This window comes from Cellvibrio sp. GW822-FHT04B05 (assembly GCF_058800985.1).
In genome coordinates this window covers 23,222-37,882 of the sequence record NZ_JBXAMU010000004.1, presented here as the reverse complement: position 1 = coordinate 37,882, position 14,661 = coordinate 23,222, and the positions used below count along the sequence as shown (strand labels likewise).

The following is a 14,661-nucleotide window of genomic DNA, read 5'->3' as shown; positions in this document are numbered from 1 at the left end:
ACATTTGTTAACAAGTTGACCGTGAATCATGACCGATTACAAAGCAACACTGAATCTGCCGACTACCGGTTTCGCGATGAAAGCGAACCTCGCCCAGCGCGAGCCGGATATGCTCAAGCAATGGCAAACGAGTGATCTCTACCAACAAATTCGTGCCGCGCGCGCGGGTCGCGAACAGTTTATTTTGCATGATGGCCCTCCGTACGCAAACGGTGATATCCATATCGGTCACGCGGTTAACAAAATCCTTAAGGACATTATCGTCAAGAGCAAAACCCTGAGTGGTTTTGATGCTCCCTATGTGCCCGGCTGGGACTGTCACGGTCTACCGATTGAACACAATGTCGAGAAAAAAATCGGCAAAGCCGGCGATAAGGTTGATGTAAAAACCTTCCGCAACAAATGTCGCGAATACGCTGCCAAACAAGTTGAAGGTCAAAAGGCTGACTTTATCCGTTTGGGCGTTTTCGGTGAGTGGGATAATCCGTATCTCACCATGGATTACAAATTCGAAGCCGACATCATCCGCGCGCTTGGAAAAATCGCCGACAATGGCCATTTGCACAAAGGCTTCAAGCCGGTGTATTGGAGCGTGGTCGGCGGCTCAGCACTGGCTGAAGCGGAAGTGGAATATCAGGATAAAACCTCTTTCTCCATCGACGTGAAATTTGCGTTTGTCGATCAAGCTGCAGTTGAAAAAACTATTGCAGAATTGAGTGGCAGCGGAAAAATTTCGCTGGTGATTTGGACTACGACACCCTGGACATTACCGGCAAACCAGGCGGTCTCGGCCAATGCAGAAGTCGATTATGCATTGGTTCAAGTTGGCAACGAGCGTCTGTTGGTTGCTGAAACATTGATTGGCAGTGTGCTTGCGCGTGCAAAAATCGAGAGCCACGACATCGTCGGCCGTGTAAAAGGCGCAGCGCTGGAAAACTTGCTGTTACAACATCCTTTCTATGTCCGTCAGGTTCCGGTAATTCTTGGTGATCACGTGACTACCGATGCTGGTACCGGTTTTGTTCACACTGCCCCTGATCACGGTGCCGACGACTTTAATGTCGGCGTGAAATACGGCATAGGTACGCTGAACTATATCGATGATCACGGCACCTATCGCCCGAACGTAGCAATCTTTGCTGGCGACCACGTATACAAAGTGGATGAAAAAGTCGTTGCATTGTTAATCGAAAAAAATGCATTGCTCGCGCAAGGTAAAATCACGCACAGTTTTCCACATTGCTGGCGCACTAAAACCCCACTGATTTTCCGTGCGACACCGCAATGGTTTGTGAGCATGAGTAAAAACAATTTGCGCGATCAGGTTGCGCAAGCGGTAGAATCAGTTGAATGGGTGCCGGATTGGGGCAAGGCGCGTATTGATGCTATGCTCGCAACTTCACCCGATTGGTGTATTTCCCGTCAGCGTACCTGGGGTGTCCCCATCGCGCTATTTGTAAACAAAGAAACGCAAGAATTGCATCCGGAAACCGCGCGTTTAATTGAAGCGGTTGCGCAAAAAGTAGAGCAGGGCGGAATGGATGCCTGGTTTGAATTGGATGCCGCAGAATTGCTCGGCGCTGCTGCTGCCGATAAATATCAAAAAGTCACCGATACTTTGGACGTGTGGTTTGATTCCGGTGTGACCCACTACGCGGTACTCGCGCAGCGCACCGGTTTACGTTTCCCTGCCGATTTGTATCTGGAAGGTTCGGACCAGCACCGCGGTTGGTTCCAGTCATCACTGAAAACCTCCATGGCAATGCACGCTGTTCCGCCATATAAAACTGTATTGACTCACGGTTTTGTGGTGGACGCACAGGGTCGCAAAATGTCCAAGTCAATTGGCAATGTAATCCCGCCGCAAAAAGTCATGAACGATTTGGGGGCAGATGTTTTGCGTCTGTGGGTCGCTGCGACTGATTTCAGTACCGAGATGAGTGTGTCGGAAGAAATTCTGAAACGCACTGCCGATTCATATCGCCGCATCCGTAACACCGCCCGTTTTATTTTGTCGAATCTCACTGGTTTTAATCCGGTAACAGACGCTGTGCCGGTGGAAAACATGCTGCAGTTGGATCGCTGGATTGTCGGCCGTACGGCGCAATTGCAGCAGGAAATTATCGCTGCCTATGACAACTACCAACTGCACTTGATTTACCAAAAACTGCACAACTTCTGCGTTGTGGAGCTGGGCAGTTTCTATCTCGATATTATTAAAGATCGCCAATACACCGTAAAAGCCGACGCAATTGCACGCCGTTCTGCACAGACTGCATTGCAATATGTCATCGAAGCGATGGTGCGTTGGATTGCGCCAATTTTGAGTTTCACTGCCGATGAAATCTGGAAAGAAATTGCCGGCGAGCGCGAAACCAATGTATTTGTTGCCGAATGGTATCAATTGCCAACCATGCCAGCAGATTCATTTGCTGACAGCTACTGGGAACTCATTGCCCAGGTTAAAGATGCCGTGAACAAAGTGATGGAAGCGAAACGTACCGCTGGTGAAGTGGGCGGATCATTAGGTGCAGAAGTCATTCTTTATTGCGATGAAAAATTGCAGGGCGAATTGAGCAGGCTGGCGAATGAGTTGCGTTTTGTGTTGATTACGTCAACCGCAGAAATCCGACCGCTGGGTGAAGCGCAAGGTGCAGTGACAACTGATATTGCCGGCTTGCAAGTGGCGGTGAAAAAATCCGAACACGCGAAATGTGAACGCTGCTGGCATCACCGTGCCGATGTGGGAGCAAAGCCTGCGCATCCAACAATCTGTGTGCGCTGTGTAGAAAATGTGGATGGCGCCGGTGAAACTCGCCAATTCGCGTAATTACTTTCGTTGGGGCGCTGCTTGCTGCGCCCTGTCTTTGTAAAATTTTTTGTTAGGCATTTAGTGGGCGCAGCAAGCGGCGCCCCTACGGTGTTGTGAATAATCAATCATGGTGAAGCGAAAATAATGGCAGACAAAATCTACCAAAAGCCTTGGCTCTGGTATCTCGTTGCACTAGTGATAGTGGCACTGGATCAGGCGAGCAAGCACGCAATAGAAGCAGCATTTGAATACGGCGAGACTAAAGTGTTTACGTCTTTTTTCAATTTCACACTGGCTTACAACTCTGGTGCTGCGTTTAGTTTTCTCGCTGAAGCTGGCGGTTGGCAGCGGTGGTTTTTTGCAGTGATTGCTATTGTGGCCAGTATCTTGCTGAGTGTCTGGATTGCGCGCACTGCGCAGCACAAGCCGCGCGAGGCATTTGGGTTGGCATTTATTCTTGGCGGTGCGCTGGGGAATTTGTACGACCGTATTGTGTTGGGGCATGTAGTAGATTTTATTGTGGTTCATTATCAGGATAATTACTGGCCTGCGTTTAATCTTGCTGATTCGGCCATTACCCTTGGTGCAACGGTTTTAATTATCGACATGTTATTTACCAAAGAGAAAAAAGCCGATGCGTGAATTAGCGATTGGTCCTGGTACCAAAATCACTTTGCATTTCGCATTGCAATTAGACAATGGCGATATGGTCGACTCCAATTTTGAGCGTGATCCGGCAACCTTTACTGTTGGTGATGGCAATTTATTGCCTGGTTTTGAGAAAGCCTTATTCGGAATGCTGGAAGGCGAGCATAAAACCCTGGTGATTAAACCGGAAGACGGTTTTGGTCAGCGCAATCCGAATAATATTCAGGAAATCGCACGCAGCCAATTTAGTCCCGATCTTGAACTGAGCGAAGGCTTGATGTTGTCCTTTGCTGATGCGCAAAAAACAGAGCTTCCCGGCGTAGTACAACGCTTCGATGATGAGGTGGTCGTGGTGGATTTTAATCATCCACTCGCTGGACGCGATATTTTATTTGAAGTGGCTATCCTCAAAATCGAACCGGTTCAGGTGCACTGATTATGACCCAAATCAAGCTCGCCAATCCCCGCGGTTTTTGTGCCGGTGTTGATCGCGCAATTGACATCGTCAATCGCGCCCTTGATGTTTTCGGTGCGCCGATTTATGTGCGTCATGAAGTGGTGCACAATAAATTTGTAGTGGACTCGTTGCGTGAACGCGGCGCAATTTTTGTCGATGAAGTGGACCAGGTTCCCGACGATGTAATTTTGATTTTCAGCGCGCACGGTGTATCACAAGCGGTGCGCAAAGAAGCGGAAGAGCGCGGCTTGCAAATTTTTGATGCGACCTGTCCATTGGTGACCAAAGTACATATCGAAGTCACTCGTTACAGTCGTGAAGGGCGCGAGTGCATTTTGATCGGGCATGAAGGTCATCCGGAGGTCGAAGGCACCATGGGGCAATACAACACCAGCAACGGCGGCACTATTTATTTGGTTGAAGACGAAGCCGATGTTGATGCCTTGGTGGTTGAAGATCCGGAAAATCTTGCCTATGTAACACAAACCACCTTGTCGATGGATGATACGGCAAAAGTAATTGAAGCCCTGCGCAATAAATTCCCTAAAGTTCAGGGGCCGCGTCGCGACGATATCTGCTACGCCACCACTAATCGCCAGGACGCTGTGCGCCAACTCGCACTTGAATGCGACCTGGTACTGGTAGTCGGCTCGCCCAACTCATCCAATTCAAATCGTTTGCGTGAGCTTGCGGAACGCTGCGGTACCGAAAGTTATTTGATCGATGGTCCCGATGACATCAATCCCGAATGGATAAAAAATCGAACCAGCATTGGTATTACCGCAGGCGCTTCTGCGCCAGAAGTTTTGGTGAAGCAGGTAATTGACAAACTCAAAGCCTGCGGCGCCGAAGTTCCAATCGAAATGGACGGCACCCCGGAAAATATTAGCTTTTCGTTGCCGAAGGCGTTGCGCATCTAGCATTTTTTTGGGAGATAACAAGCTAATTTATTTTGCCTGATTACACTCCGCTTCGGTCATTTCACTAATTCGCGATCTTCCTCCCTTTGAGAGGATAATTTTGTAACCCGCCCCATGTGATATGGGGCAAATGGTTAACGTGCCCACCAGTATAACTCCGGTATTTGCTTTTCCAGGCGCTCGCCCTTCGCCTGTGCCGATAAACGAAATCAGCTCTTTAACATGCGTATTTCCCTTGATAATGACGGCATCAAGCGGTTCATGCTCGGTAACTAGCTTTTCATCAGTACCAAAAACGCCATCATTATTAGCATCCAAAAATAGGTTCCAGCCCGAATGCCATTTTGTTTTTGCAGCTAATACTGAGCGTGTATTGCTAAATACTGCTGTAGAGCGTGCCTGTTCTATAGCTGCAATGAGTTCCAGTGCTGCCGTTTTAGTGCGGGTGTTTTGGATGGTTTTATTGAAGCTGGGAATGCCGATTGTCAGTATTATGGCAATAACGGCAAGAGTGATCAGTAGCTCATAAAGCGTAAATCCATAGTGTTTCATCTAAGCCTTCCTTGGTTGCACATTGATCAATGCTGTTGAATCGCATGTCAGCTGTGGCCACTCATTCATCCTTGTCGACCATATGTCGCAGTTAGAGGGAGTGCTTGACCCCAGCGTGATAGCCTAACTTTACCCAAATGGATGTTTTTTGTCCATAAACCGTTGATTGATGTGCACATCGAAAGCTGCATGGTGAGAGTTGACATGTTCAGGCGAACTCGAGGTTTTACCCTCATTGAGCTAATGGTTACCCTGGCTGTATTGGCAATAGTAATTGCTATTGCTGTACCAAGTTTCCAGAAACAAATTATCAATAATAAATCGCTTGCTTTTGGCGATGAATTTGCGCAAGCCCTAAATTATGCGCGCTCCCAAGCCGTCAAAACAACCAAGCGTGTCTCGGTGTGCGCGAGCTCAAATGGCACTACCTGTTCTGGCTCCGCTACTGGTTGGGCGGATGGTTTTATTGTTTTTCAGGATGATGTGACATCGGATACTGAGTCAACGGTGACTCAGGGCACGATTTATAAGGTTTGGCCCAAACTGAATTCAGCTGGCACTTTTACCGTAAAGCGCGGTACTACCGATACCAGTTTTATTCGTTATACATCCCTGGGAACGCTCGCGCCTATCGATAACAAAACCATTAGTATCAGTGTCAAATTGACCGGCTGTACTGACAAGGCTGCGCGAAAAATTTCAGTGAATATGTCCGGTTTGACCAGCGTTCAGCCGGATGATTGTTAAAGGATGGCAAATATGAATAAGCATCTTAGAAAAGAGTGTGGTGTGGGATTGATCGAAGTGCTGGTGACATTATTGATCTTATCTACCACGCTAATTGCATTATCAGCGTTGCAAACCCGATCATTACAATTTAATCAGGGAGCTTATTTTCGCTCTCAAGCCAATATGCTTGCGTATGACATGTTGGATCGTATCCGCGTTAACGATGCATTGCCCTCTGATAATCTTGCTCCTAAACCTGTTCGTGAGTCACTTTCTGCGTACACGATGGCCAAAACAGTCGCTGCAGAAGCCAAAGCGGCAACATCGCCGCTATCTGCTGCTGACCAATATCAGTGGTTGCGCAGTATCAATGCCAGTCTCCCCGGCGGAAAAGGGCAAATTACCTGTAATAACACCACCAGGGTTTGTCGGGTTGCAATAACCTGGACGGAATTAAATAGCTCGGGCCTCGCCGATGAAAATGAGAGCACATTTACTTACGAGGCGCGTATCTAATGAAGCTATCGTTACACAAACAGGTACTACACAAACAAGCGGGCTTGTCGCTGATTGAGTTGATGATCTCTATCACTCTCGGATTAGTCTTAATGGCGGGCGTGGTGCAGATGTTTATATCCAGCAAATCGGTATTTACCACCCAGCAATCCATGTCTCGTATTCAGGAGACAGGCCGTTTGGCTATAGAGTTTTTAAGCCGTGATATTCGTATGGCAGGATTTTATGGCTGCTTTCGCCCTAATGCCGCTTATGCCAATAGACAGCTACAAAACGATGCTTTGGTTATTGATAGTCTCTATGGCAATTTTGGTGAAGCTATTCGCGGTTATGCCTCAAGAGACGCCTTAAGCGCAACGCAAAAAGCTTATTTAACCAGTGCGGAAATTCAGGCGAATACCAATGTGTTGGTAGTAAGGTCTGCATCGCCGACTCCCCGAATTATTAATGCTGCTAATACCGACACGACTCTCCAGGTGTATTCAACTCAAACAAAAGCGAACAGTTGTGTTGATGGTTTGTGCGAGAGTGATGCTGCGGTAGTGAGTGATTGTTTCAGAGCGCGTGTGTTTAAAATCAGCGCACTGAGTGATACCGCATCCAACCTCGTTATCTCGCACGCCGATAATTGGAACATTGCCTCTGACCTTACTGCCGCGTATTCAAGTGGCGAAGTGCTGCCCATGAATACGACTAGTTATTTCATCGCAACAGGTGCCGGTGGTGCACCAAGTTTGTGGCAAAAGTTGAATCAAAAAAATGCAGTAGAAGTGTTAGAGGGCGTAGAAAAAATTACCTATAAATTTTCTACCGAAAGCAATGCTACTTATCGCGAGGCTGCAGCAATTACAGATTGGAATGAGGTGAACTCAGTGCGTATTTTTGTAGTGGCTCGCAGTATTGAAAATAACGCCGTACCAGAACCGCAACCCTATGCAATTGATGGCGTAACCACTACCCCCGTTTCACCTGATCGATATATGCGTCAGGTATTTACCGCAACTGTCGGCTTGCGCAGCCGTGCTGCGACTATGTGAGGCAATTCATATGAATAAATCTTTTGATGCTTTAGGCCTGTTACCTCATCGTCGGGAAGAGGGGGCGGTATTGTTGGTTGGATTGGTGATGGTGTTGCTGATTTCCATTATCGGCATATCTGCGATTCGCGGTAGTAATTTGCAAGAGAGCATGGCTGGCAATATGCGTGAACGGAACCTTGCATTTCAGGCATCTGAATCGGCTTTGCGCGTTGGTGAATCCTTGGTGTCAGATCAAGTTTCGAGACCTTTAATGACCAATAATCAGGGGCTGTATAACGACACTTACACAACACCAAATACATCCATTCTCACTTTTACAGAAGAAAACTGGAAAGATGCAGCGAAAGTAAAAGTCACTGTACTTGATCTTGAATATGTGTCGCATGAGCCAACTTATATTATCGAACAATTAGATCCTGATATTGGTGTGGGGGCTGCAATGGAAGGGAGTGCGATCGATTTGGAAGGGATGCAAAACACAGGGGACATCACCCCTTACCGAGTGACTGCCAGAGGTTTTGGCGCTTCTGAAAATGCTGTCAAAACCTTACAGACGACTTATAACCGTCGTTACTTTCAATAGCAGGTGCTGGAAATGTTTATCTCAAATCTTCACAAGTTAAACACGTTAATTAGCAGTTATTTAACTGCGATTAAGCAACTCGGTATTGGTTCCGTTGTGGTGGGACTAACGCTGGGCATCTCTTTTGGTGCACAAGCTGCTCCGGTGCAATATCCGTTATTTATTGCCAACCCGGTGAAACCGATCATGATGTTAAACATGTCGAAAGATCATCAATTGTTTTACAAGCTATACGATGATTATTCCGATATTGTCGACATGAGAACACATCTGCCTAATTCCAGTGCCGCATCTTCAGCAAGTTCGAGTTCAAGTAGTGCCGCTGCCAATCCCAATTATGGAAAATCGGGCTCGGATGGTGTGGCAGACACAACCTATATTCATCGCTTCCGCTACTACGGTTATTTTGATAGTGACAAGTGTTATACCTATGCCGATGGTTTGTATACCCCCAGTCGGTTTGTTGATAGCTCCACGCGCTACTGTAATTACAGCAATGTCACTAATGAGTGGAACGGCAACTTTCTTAACTGGGCCACGATGACGCGTTTGGATGCTGTGCGTAAAATTCTGTACGGCGGTAAGCGTGCGGTTGATACCCAGAGTGATACGGTATTGGAGCGTGCCTTTTTACCTGAGGATGCACACGCATTTGCAAAGTATTACAACGGAACCGACATCACCTCGCTAACTCCTTTTACTGCCGCGACTGGTGGGGTGAATGACAAGACATCGGGCATTACAATTTGTAATGCAACCAGCCCGACCGACCGCAGTAAAAAATCGCAAGAAGTCTCTGCCGATTCCAGTATTCACCCTTTGTTGAAAGTGGCTAAGGGTAATTTTTCGTTGTGGGGCAGTAACGAAGGTTTTCAATGTCGCTGGGATGAAGGCACTAATGACAACGATGAGGCTAATACAGGTATTAAAGCCTACCCGGCTAGCCCCAAGTTTGCTGATAATAAACTTGGCGTTGGAAATTATAGTGTGCGGGTCAAAGTCTGTGTTCCGGGGCTAATTAACGATGTCAATGAAGAGGGCTGTAAACGTTATGATAGCGGCCATTCAAAACCCATTGGATTACTCCAGGAATATGGTGAGCGGGATACGATCCATTTTGCATTATTAACGGGCTCGTATGGAAAAAATAAATCGGGTGGTGCGTTGCGCAAAAATGCCGGCACTATGACTGATGAAATTGATTTAACTACCGGTCAAATTATCAACCCTTATAAAAATCCATCCAACATCAGCTTGGGTAGAAAAGACAGCATTATTAGAACCTTAAATGCGTTGACGATTTATGGTTACGATTATTCAAATGGCCAATATAACAGCGCAGATAACTGTGCTTGGGGATTGAGTTCTTTTACTAATGGTAACTGTACCAACTGGGGTAACCCGCAATCAGAAATTTATCTTGAATCATTACGCTACCTTGCAGGCCGGAGTGCGGCTTTTGCGGTTGATGATTCAGCCAAGGTCACTGGTTTTTCAACCGCTACCTGGACGACGCCTGTAGGCGAAAATAATTATTGTGCGCCGCTTAACGTATTGCAATTTAATGCATCAACCAGTTCTTATGACACTGATGAACTGGGTAACGCCTCACAAGTAGGGATTAGTAACCTCGATACCCTGGTTAATAATATAGGTACAGCTGAATCTATTTCCGGTCGATATTTTGTGGGTATGACGGCCACAGGTGATGATGAATTATGTACGCCCAAAACGATCAACAACTTGTCCACTGTGAAGGGGACATGCCCAGATGCTCCAAGATTAAGAGGCGGCTACCAAATTGCTGGTTTAGCCTATGGCGCCCGGAAAGATGGTATTCAAATTAACGGACTTCCTGCTCGTATAAATGGTAAGGATATAAATAACACTCCATCAGTTCATACCTATGCGGTGGCGCTTGCACCTGCTGTTCCAAAAGTGGAAATTCCTGTACCAGGTAATGCTGATAAGCGCATCACGATTCTGCCTGCCTGCCGTAATACCAACACCAATCCCAATGCAAACTGTGCGATTGTGGATTTTAAAATTGTTGGGCAAAGCCATACCGGCAACTCTTACACTGGCACACTCTATGTAGACTGGGAGGATAGTGAACAGGGCGGTGACTATGACCAGGATATGTGGGGCTTAATTAAATACACAGTAACGTCTTCCAATGTAAAAGTAGAGACTCGTGTTTTTGCGCAAGCCACCGACCACAAATTAGGGTTTGGTTATGTGATTGGCGGGACTACCAATGATGGGTTTAAGGTGCAGTCGGGCATCAACGATTTCCGTTATGGCACTCACTGTACGGAGGCAAGTAGATGTACTTGTACGGGCAATAGCAGTAATTGGGTTGGGAATTGGAAAGGTAGTTGTGGCGACCCTAATAAAGTATGGAAATCTCAAAGTTTTACAATTGCCGATGCCAATACGGCTAACGTAAAACTATTGGAATTGCCACTATATTACGCCGCCAAGTGGGGTGGTTATGCTAACGATAATGCCACGATTGAATCGATTCGCGACTCAGGTGCACCTACCTATTATTACGCGACTGATCCTCGCCAATTGGCGGAGTCTTTGCGCAATGCGTTTAACAGTATCGCCGAGCGCGAAGGTTCATCTTCCGGTGTGGCAACCAACTCAACCAGTTTGAATGGCAGTAGTTATCTTTATCAGGCGGTATTTAATAGCACAAATTGGCGCGGTTCTCTGGATGCATTTGCATTTGATAATGATGGTCGTTTGGTGCGCAACCTGGATGCCAAAGGGAATTTAATCCCTGCGGTGTCTACTGATAATGTTCAACCTACGCCAAGCTCACGCCAAATTTATACCTATCGACGGGAATCGGGCACGGTGGCTTATGTCTGGAGCGCATTATCGACTGCGCAAAAGGATTATTTCAGGGAATCTACTGATCCAGCAGGTGATTACACTAATGCCGAAAAGCGCTTTAACTGGAGCCGGGGCTATGCAACCGACGAGGTAACTGCTAGCGCTGCGGGTATCAACCGGTTGCGTTCACGGGGTGCAAGTCCGTCACGTAATATCTATGGCGACATCGTCAACTCAACTCCGGTTTACATTGCTAACACTAACTATCGCTACCATAAGTTGAGTGACGGAGGTTCGAGCTATGAGGCTTATCTCGCCACCAAGGCTACCCGAACTACCAAGGTTGCTGTGGGGGCAAATGACGGTATGTTGCATGTCTTTAATGCCCGCACCCTGCAAGAGATGTACGCTTATGTACCTAACCTTGTATATCCAAAACTGCGTAATTTAAGCGCACAAAATTATGGTCGGCCGACCAACCCGCATCAGTATCTGGTGGATGGCCCTCTTACTGTGAGCGATGTATATAACGGCACCAGTTGGCGAACCATTGTGGTCGGTACATTGGGCGGCGGTGGCAGGGGCGTTTTTGCATTGGATATCACTGATGACACAAACCCCAGGGTGTTGTTTGAAATCAGCGATGCTGACTTCCCTCAGTTGGGTTATGTATTGGGTAAACCCATTATTGCACCGCTGAAAAATGGGCGTTGGGGCGTTATTTTTGGCAATGGCGACAGCAGTGGCCGTTTAGCCAACCCTGCAACCAATACATCTGCAGTGGCCACTCAGTCGCAATTGTTTGTGGTGGATATTTACGACCCATTAGGGCAAACCAAAGTCATCCCCACTGGCGCAGGCAGAGGGCTCTCTGCCCCAGCAGTATTGCCAGATGCAAATGGTATAGCGAAAACCGTGTATGCCGGTGATCTAAATGGCCAGCTATGGAAATTTGATCTGAGTTCTTTGAATAAAAATGACTGGAAAACCGATTACTTACTATTCCATGCTAAAACTGCTAATAACACACCCAAAGAGCAGCCTATTACAGCCGCACCAACTTTGGGAATTAATAATGCCAAAGGGGGTAGGGTTGCGGTGTATTTTGGTACCGGAAAATATTTTGAAGAGGGTGATCATTCCATTTCCACTAATAATCCCCATCATTCTTTTTATGCAATCACGGATATAGGTGAAACTGTAACAAGGCTTGCGCTTGTGCAGAAACAATTTGACACTGCAAGACGTGTGGTTGAACCAGCCATAGATTGGACAACAAAGAATGGTTGGTATTTGGATCTTGGCCTTACCAACGAAGAGCGAGTTATTGCCAAAACGCTCTTGATTGCGGACAGGTTGGTTTTCGCTACCCTTATTCCATCGGCTTCGTCGTGTGATCATGGTGGGAGTAGCTGGCTATTGGAGACGTCTGCTGTGAATCCATCTGGCACTTACGTGGTTTTGTCAGAGCCACCAGCACAGGGTGTTATGACTTTGGCACCGGTTGGTGTTGGTGTAACCGAAGATGCACTTACCCTGTTGATTGGCCGGAGTGATGGTAACCCTGATGATAAGGCAGGTAATCAGCCGATAAAAACAACGGGCCGTCAATCATGGCGAGAGCTGGATTAATGAGGATAACAATGGAAAAAACCTTAATGAAAAAAACGTTTGGTTTTACCTTAATCGAACTAATGATTGCTGTGGCAATTGTCGGCATTATTGCCGCAATTGCACTGCCTTCTTATCAGGCATCGGTAAGGAAGTCGAATCGCGCTGAGGCAAAGACGGAATTGACGGATGTTGCACAACGTTTGCAGCGTTGTTACACGCTTTACGCCAAATTTAATGATGCGAAGTGTGGTGTTTACGGGACTGTGAGTACTGCGCCTGGCTACATCACTCGTGGTGGCCAGTATTACAAAATTACGATTGACGTTCCTGCATCGGGTAATTCACAGGAGACTACTTATCGTTTGACTGCTACGGCAATTAAAGCACCGCAAACCCAGGATACCGTGGGAGGATGCAATGTATTGACGCTTGATCATACTGGGGCAAAGGCACCTGTTGATTGTTGGTAACCCACAATATTAACTGCGAAATAGCCTCGTCCTGAGGCTATTTTTTTATCTGTAACTTATCGCAGTTATTCGTCATCCAGTCCCAGTTTTTGCAATCTATACCGTAACGATCTAAAACTAATCCCCAAATGTTTCGCCGCTAATGTTTTATTCCATTTGGCTTGCTCCAATGCATGGCAAAGAATTTCCTTTTCCACATCTTGTAAGTATTCATCCAGAGAAGAATATTCTGCGCAGCGCGCAGGGTAGTCGACATGGTTTCCATTGTTGCGTGTAGGTGTTTTAGTTGTGGGGTAGGCTTTGTCTGCAAAGCTGTCAAGTTGGTGTTCTTGTCCGCGTAGTTGCAAATCTTGTGTATCGATAATATTGCTATCACAGAGCGTAAAGGCACGCTCAAGAATATTTTCCAATTCACGCACGTTGCCCGGGAAGTGATAATTTTCTAAGACCTGCTGGGCATCTGCAGAAAGTATGGGGGTGGGTAGGCCGATCTCAACAGCAAGTTTATTCAGCAAATGTTGTGTGAGCAGTGAAATATCTTCCCGTCGCTCCCGTAATGGTGCAACAGAAAGTTGGATTACATTCAAGCGATAAAATAAATCTTGACGGAAGCGTCCTTCTTTAACTTCTATTTCCAAATTCTTGTGTGTTGCGCAGAGAATGCGTACATCAGTCATAATTTCTTCTGCCGCACCCACCGGGCGAACGGTTTTTTCCTGAATGGCACGTAATAATTTCACCTGCATATCCAATGGCAAATCGGCAACTTCATCAAAAAATAATGTCCCGCCTTCTGCTGCCTGGAACAGGCCGAGTTTGTCTTGATGCGCACCAGTGAAGCTTCCTTTTTTGTGGCCAAAAAATTCACTTTCCATCAACTCACGTGGGATTGCGCCACAGTTAACGGCAATAAAGGGATAGTTTGCGCGCGGCCCTAAATCGTGAATGGAATGCGCGACCAGCTCTTTTCCCGAGCCTGATTCACCGCTGATATACACTGGTGCTTGCGAGCGTGCGAGTTTTTCGATGCTGCGTATTAAATCCTGGATCGCTTTTGATTCACCGATAATTGGGATGAGTTTTGGAAGCGGTTGTGGCGCCAGTCGGCTGGATTCAATTGCAGTATTGACCAATTTGCGCAACGTAGAGAGATCCACAGGTTTGGAAATAAAATCGAATGCTCCTGCTTTCATTGATTCGATGGCCATATCTATACTGCCATGAGCAGTAATCACGGCAACAGGTAAATGGGGATATTGGTGTTGTATCAGCTCGACTAATTCCAATCCTTTGCCATCGGGCAAGCGCATATCGGTTAAACATAAATCATAGTGATTGCGCATTAATAATTGTTTTGCGCTGGCAACAGACTCTGCGCTATCTGTATGGATTTGCATACGTCCCAAGGTGATTTCCAACAATTCGCGGATGTCGGGTTCATCATCGATAATTAATGCGCGCTTTTGTGTCATAGTG

12 protein-coding genes are annotated in these 14,661 nt (G+C 46.7%); 10 read left to right on the top strand and 2 right to left on the bottom strand.

Annotation, left to right across the window (positions count from 1 at the left end):
* The first annotated feature begins 28 nt into the window (after positions 1–28).
* From ileS to ispH, 4 genes are all read left to right on the top strand, one after another.
* A complete protein-coding gene (gene ileS, locus AC1RJL_RS13365; protein WP_492914812.1) occupies positions 29–2,830 on the top strand; it encodes an isoleucine--tRNA ligase in 2,802 nt (933 codons plus the stop codon).
* Between the two features lie 126 nt (positions 2,831–2,956).
* Positions 2,957–3,454 (top strand): signal peptidase II, encoded by a 498-nt coding sequence (gene lspA / locus AC1RJL_RS13360; RefSeq protein ID WP_492914810.1) that lies wholly within the window; start codon positions 2,957–2,959, stop codon positions 3,452–3,454.
* Positions 3,447–3,896 carry an FKBP-type peptidyl-prolyl cis-trans isomerase gene (locus AC1RJL_RS13355; protein ID WP_492914808.1) on the top strand — a complete coding sequence of 150 codons (450 nt, stop codon included), beginning with the start codon at positions 3,447–3,449 and terminating at the stop codon, positions 3,894–3,896. Before lspA ends, AC1RJL_RS13355 begins: the two co-directional genes overlap by 8 nt.
* A gap of 2 nt (positions 3,897–3,898) precedes the next feature.
* Positions 3,899–4,837 (top strand): 4-hydroxy-3-methylbut-2-enyl diphosphate reductase, encoded by a 939-nt coding sequence (ispH, locus tag AC1RJL_RS13350; RefSeq protein ID WP_492914806.1) that lies wholly within the window; start codon positions 3,899–3,901, stop codon positions 4,835–4,837.
* A 27-nt stretch (positions 4,838–4,864) separates the two neighbouring features.
* Here the strand turns inward: ispH and AC1RJL_RS13345 are convergent, their stop codons facing one another.
* Entirely contained in the window at positions 4,865–5,389 is a 525-nt protein-coding gene (locus AC1RJL_RS13345) for a GspH/FimT family pseudopilin (RefSeq protein WP_492914805.1), read from the bottom strand.
* 204 nt (positions 5,390–5,593) lie between these two features.
* Between AC1RJL_RS13345 and AC1RJL_RS13340 the strand changes: the two genes are divergently transcribed.
* Genes AC1RJL_RS13340 through AC1RJL_RS13315 form a run of 6 tightly spaced genes read left to right on the top strand, consistent with a single transcriptional unit; the run spans position 5,594 to position 13,185 of the window.
* On the top strand, positions 5,594–6,136 hold the full coding sequence (locus tag AC1RJL_RS13340) for a GspH/FimT family pseudopilin (protein WP_492914803.1): 543 nt from the start codon (positions 5,594–5,596) through the stop codon (positions 6,134–6,136).
* Positions 6,137–6,148: 12 nt separating this feature from the next.
* Positions 6,149–6,634: a type IV pilus modification protein PilV gene (gene pilV, locus AC1RJL_RS13335; RefSeq protein ID WP_492914801.1), complete on the top strand. Its 486-nt coding sequence runs from the start codon at positions 6,149–6,151 to the stop codon at positions 6,632–6,634.
* On the top strand, positions 6,634–7,671 hold the full coding sequence (locus tag AC1RJL_RS13330; protein WP_492914799.1) for a PilW family protein: 1,038 nt from the start codon (positions 6,634–6,636) through the stop codon (positions 7,669–7,671). Before pilV ends, AC1RJL_RS13330 begins: the two co-directional genes overlap by 1 nt.
* Before the next feature lie 10 nt (positions 7,672–7,681).
* The gene (locus tag AC1RJL_RS13325) at positions 7,682–8,257 is read left to right on the top strand and encodes a pilus assembly PilX family protein (RefSeq protein WP_492914796.1); all 576 of its coding nucleotides are present in this window, start codon (positions 7,682–7,684) and stop codon (positions 8,255–8,257) included.
* Positions 8,258–8,269: 12 nt separating this feature from the next.
* Complete coding sequence (locus AC1RJL_RS13320; RefSeq protein WP_492914794.1) at positions 8,270–12,733, top strand: pilus assembly protein; 4,464 nt, start codon at positions 8,270–8,272, stop codon at positions 12,731–12,733.
* 11 nt (positions 12,734–12,744) lie between these two features.
* A complete protein-coding gene (locus tag AC1RJL_RS13315) occupies positions 12,745–13,185 on the top strand; it encodes a type IV pilin protein (protein WP_492914792.1) in 441 nt (146 codons plus the stop codon).
* A gap of 65 nt (positions 13,186–13,250) precedes the next feature.
* On the opposite strand, the gene AC1RJL_RS13310 is transcribed toward AC1RJL_RS13315, so the two are convergent.
* Positions 13,251–14,657, bottom strand: a complete 1,407-nt coding sequence (locus tag AC1RJL_RS13310; protein WP_492914790.1) for a sigma-54-dependent transcriptional regulator — start codon at positions 14,655–14,657, stop codon at positions 13,251–13,253.
* Positions 14,658–14,661 lie beyond the last annotated feature (4 nt).

What these genes read in the sequence shown, in the direction of transcription:
- lspA (WP_492914810.1), top strand. Translation starts at nt 2,957, where the DNA reads ATGGCAGACAAAATCTACCAAAAGCCTTGGCTCTGGTATCTCGTTGCA.
- AC1RJL_RS13310 (WP_492914790.1), bottom strand. Translation starts at nt 14,657, where the DNA reads ATGACACAAAAGCGCGCATTAATTATCGATGATGAACCCGACATCCGC.
- pilV (WP_492914801.1), top strand. Translation starts at nt 6,149, where the DNA reads ATGAATAAGCATCTTAGAAAAGAGTGTGGTGTGGGATTGATCGAAGTG.
- ispH (WP_492914806.1), top strand. Translation starts at nt 3,899, where the DNA reads ATGACCCAAATCAAGCTCGCCAATCCCCGCGGTTTTTGTGCCGGTGTT.
- ileS (WP_492914812.1), top strand. Translation starts at nt 29, where the DNA reads ATGACCGATTACAAAGCAACACTGAATCTGCCGACTACCGGTTTCGCG.
- AC1RJL_RS13320 (WP_492914794.1), top strand. Translation starts at nt 8,270, where the DNA reads ATGTTTATCTCAAATCTTCACAAGTTAAACACGTTAATTAGCAGTTAT.
- AC1RJL_RS13330 (WP_492914799.1), top strand. Translation starts at nt 6,634, where the DNA reads ATGAAGCTATCGTTACACAAACAGGTACTACACAAACAAGCGGGCTTG.
- AC1RJL_RS13340 (WP_492914803.1), top strand. Translation starts at nt 5,594, where the DNA reads ATGTTCAGGCGAACTCGAGGTTTTACCCTCATTGAGCTAATGGTTACC.
- AC1RJL_RS13315 (WP_492914792.1), top strand. Translation starts at nt 12,745, where the DNA reads ATGGAAAAAACCTTAATGAAAAAAACGTTTGGTTTTACCTTAATCGAA.
- AC1RJL_RS13325 (WP_492914796.1), top strand. Translation starts at nt 7,682, where the DNA reads ATGAATAAATCTTTTGATGCTTTAGGCCTGTTACCTCATCGTCGGGAA.
- AC1RJL_RS13345 (WP_492914805.1), bottom strand. Translation starts at nt 5,389, where the DNA reads ATGAAACACTATGGATTTACGCTTTATGAGCTACTGATCACTCTTGCC.
- AC1RJL_RS13355 (WP_492914808.1), top strand. Translation starts at nt 3,447, where the DNA reads ATGCGTGAATTAGCGATTGGTCCTGGTACCAAAATCACTTTGCATTTC.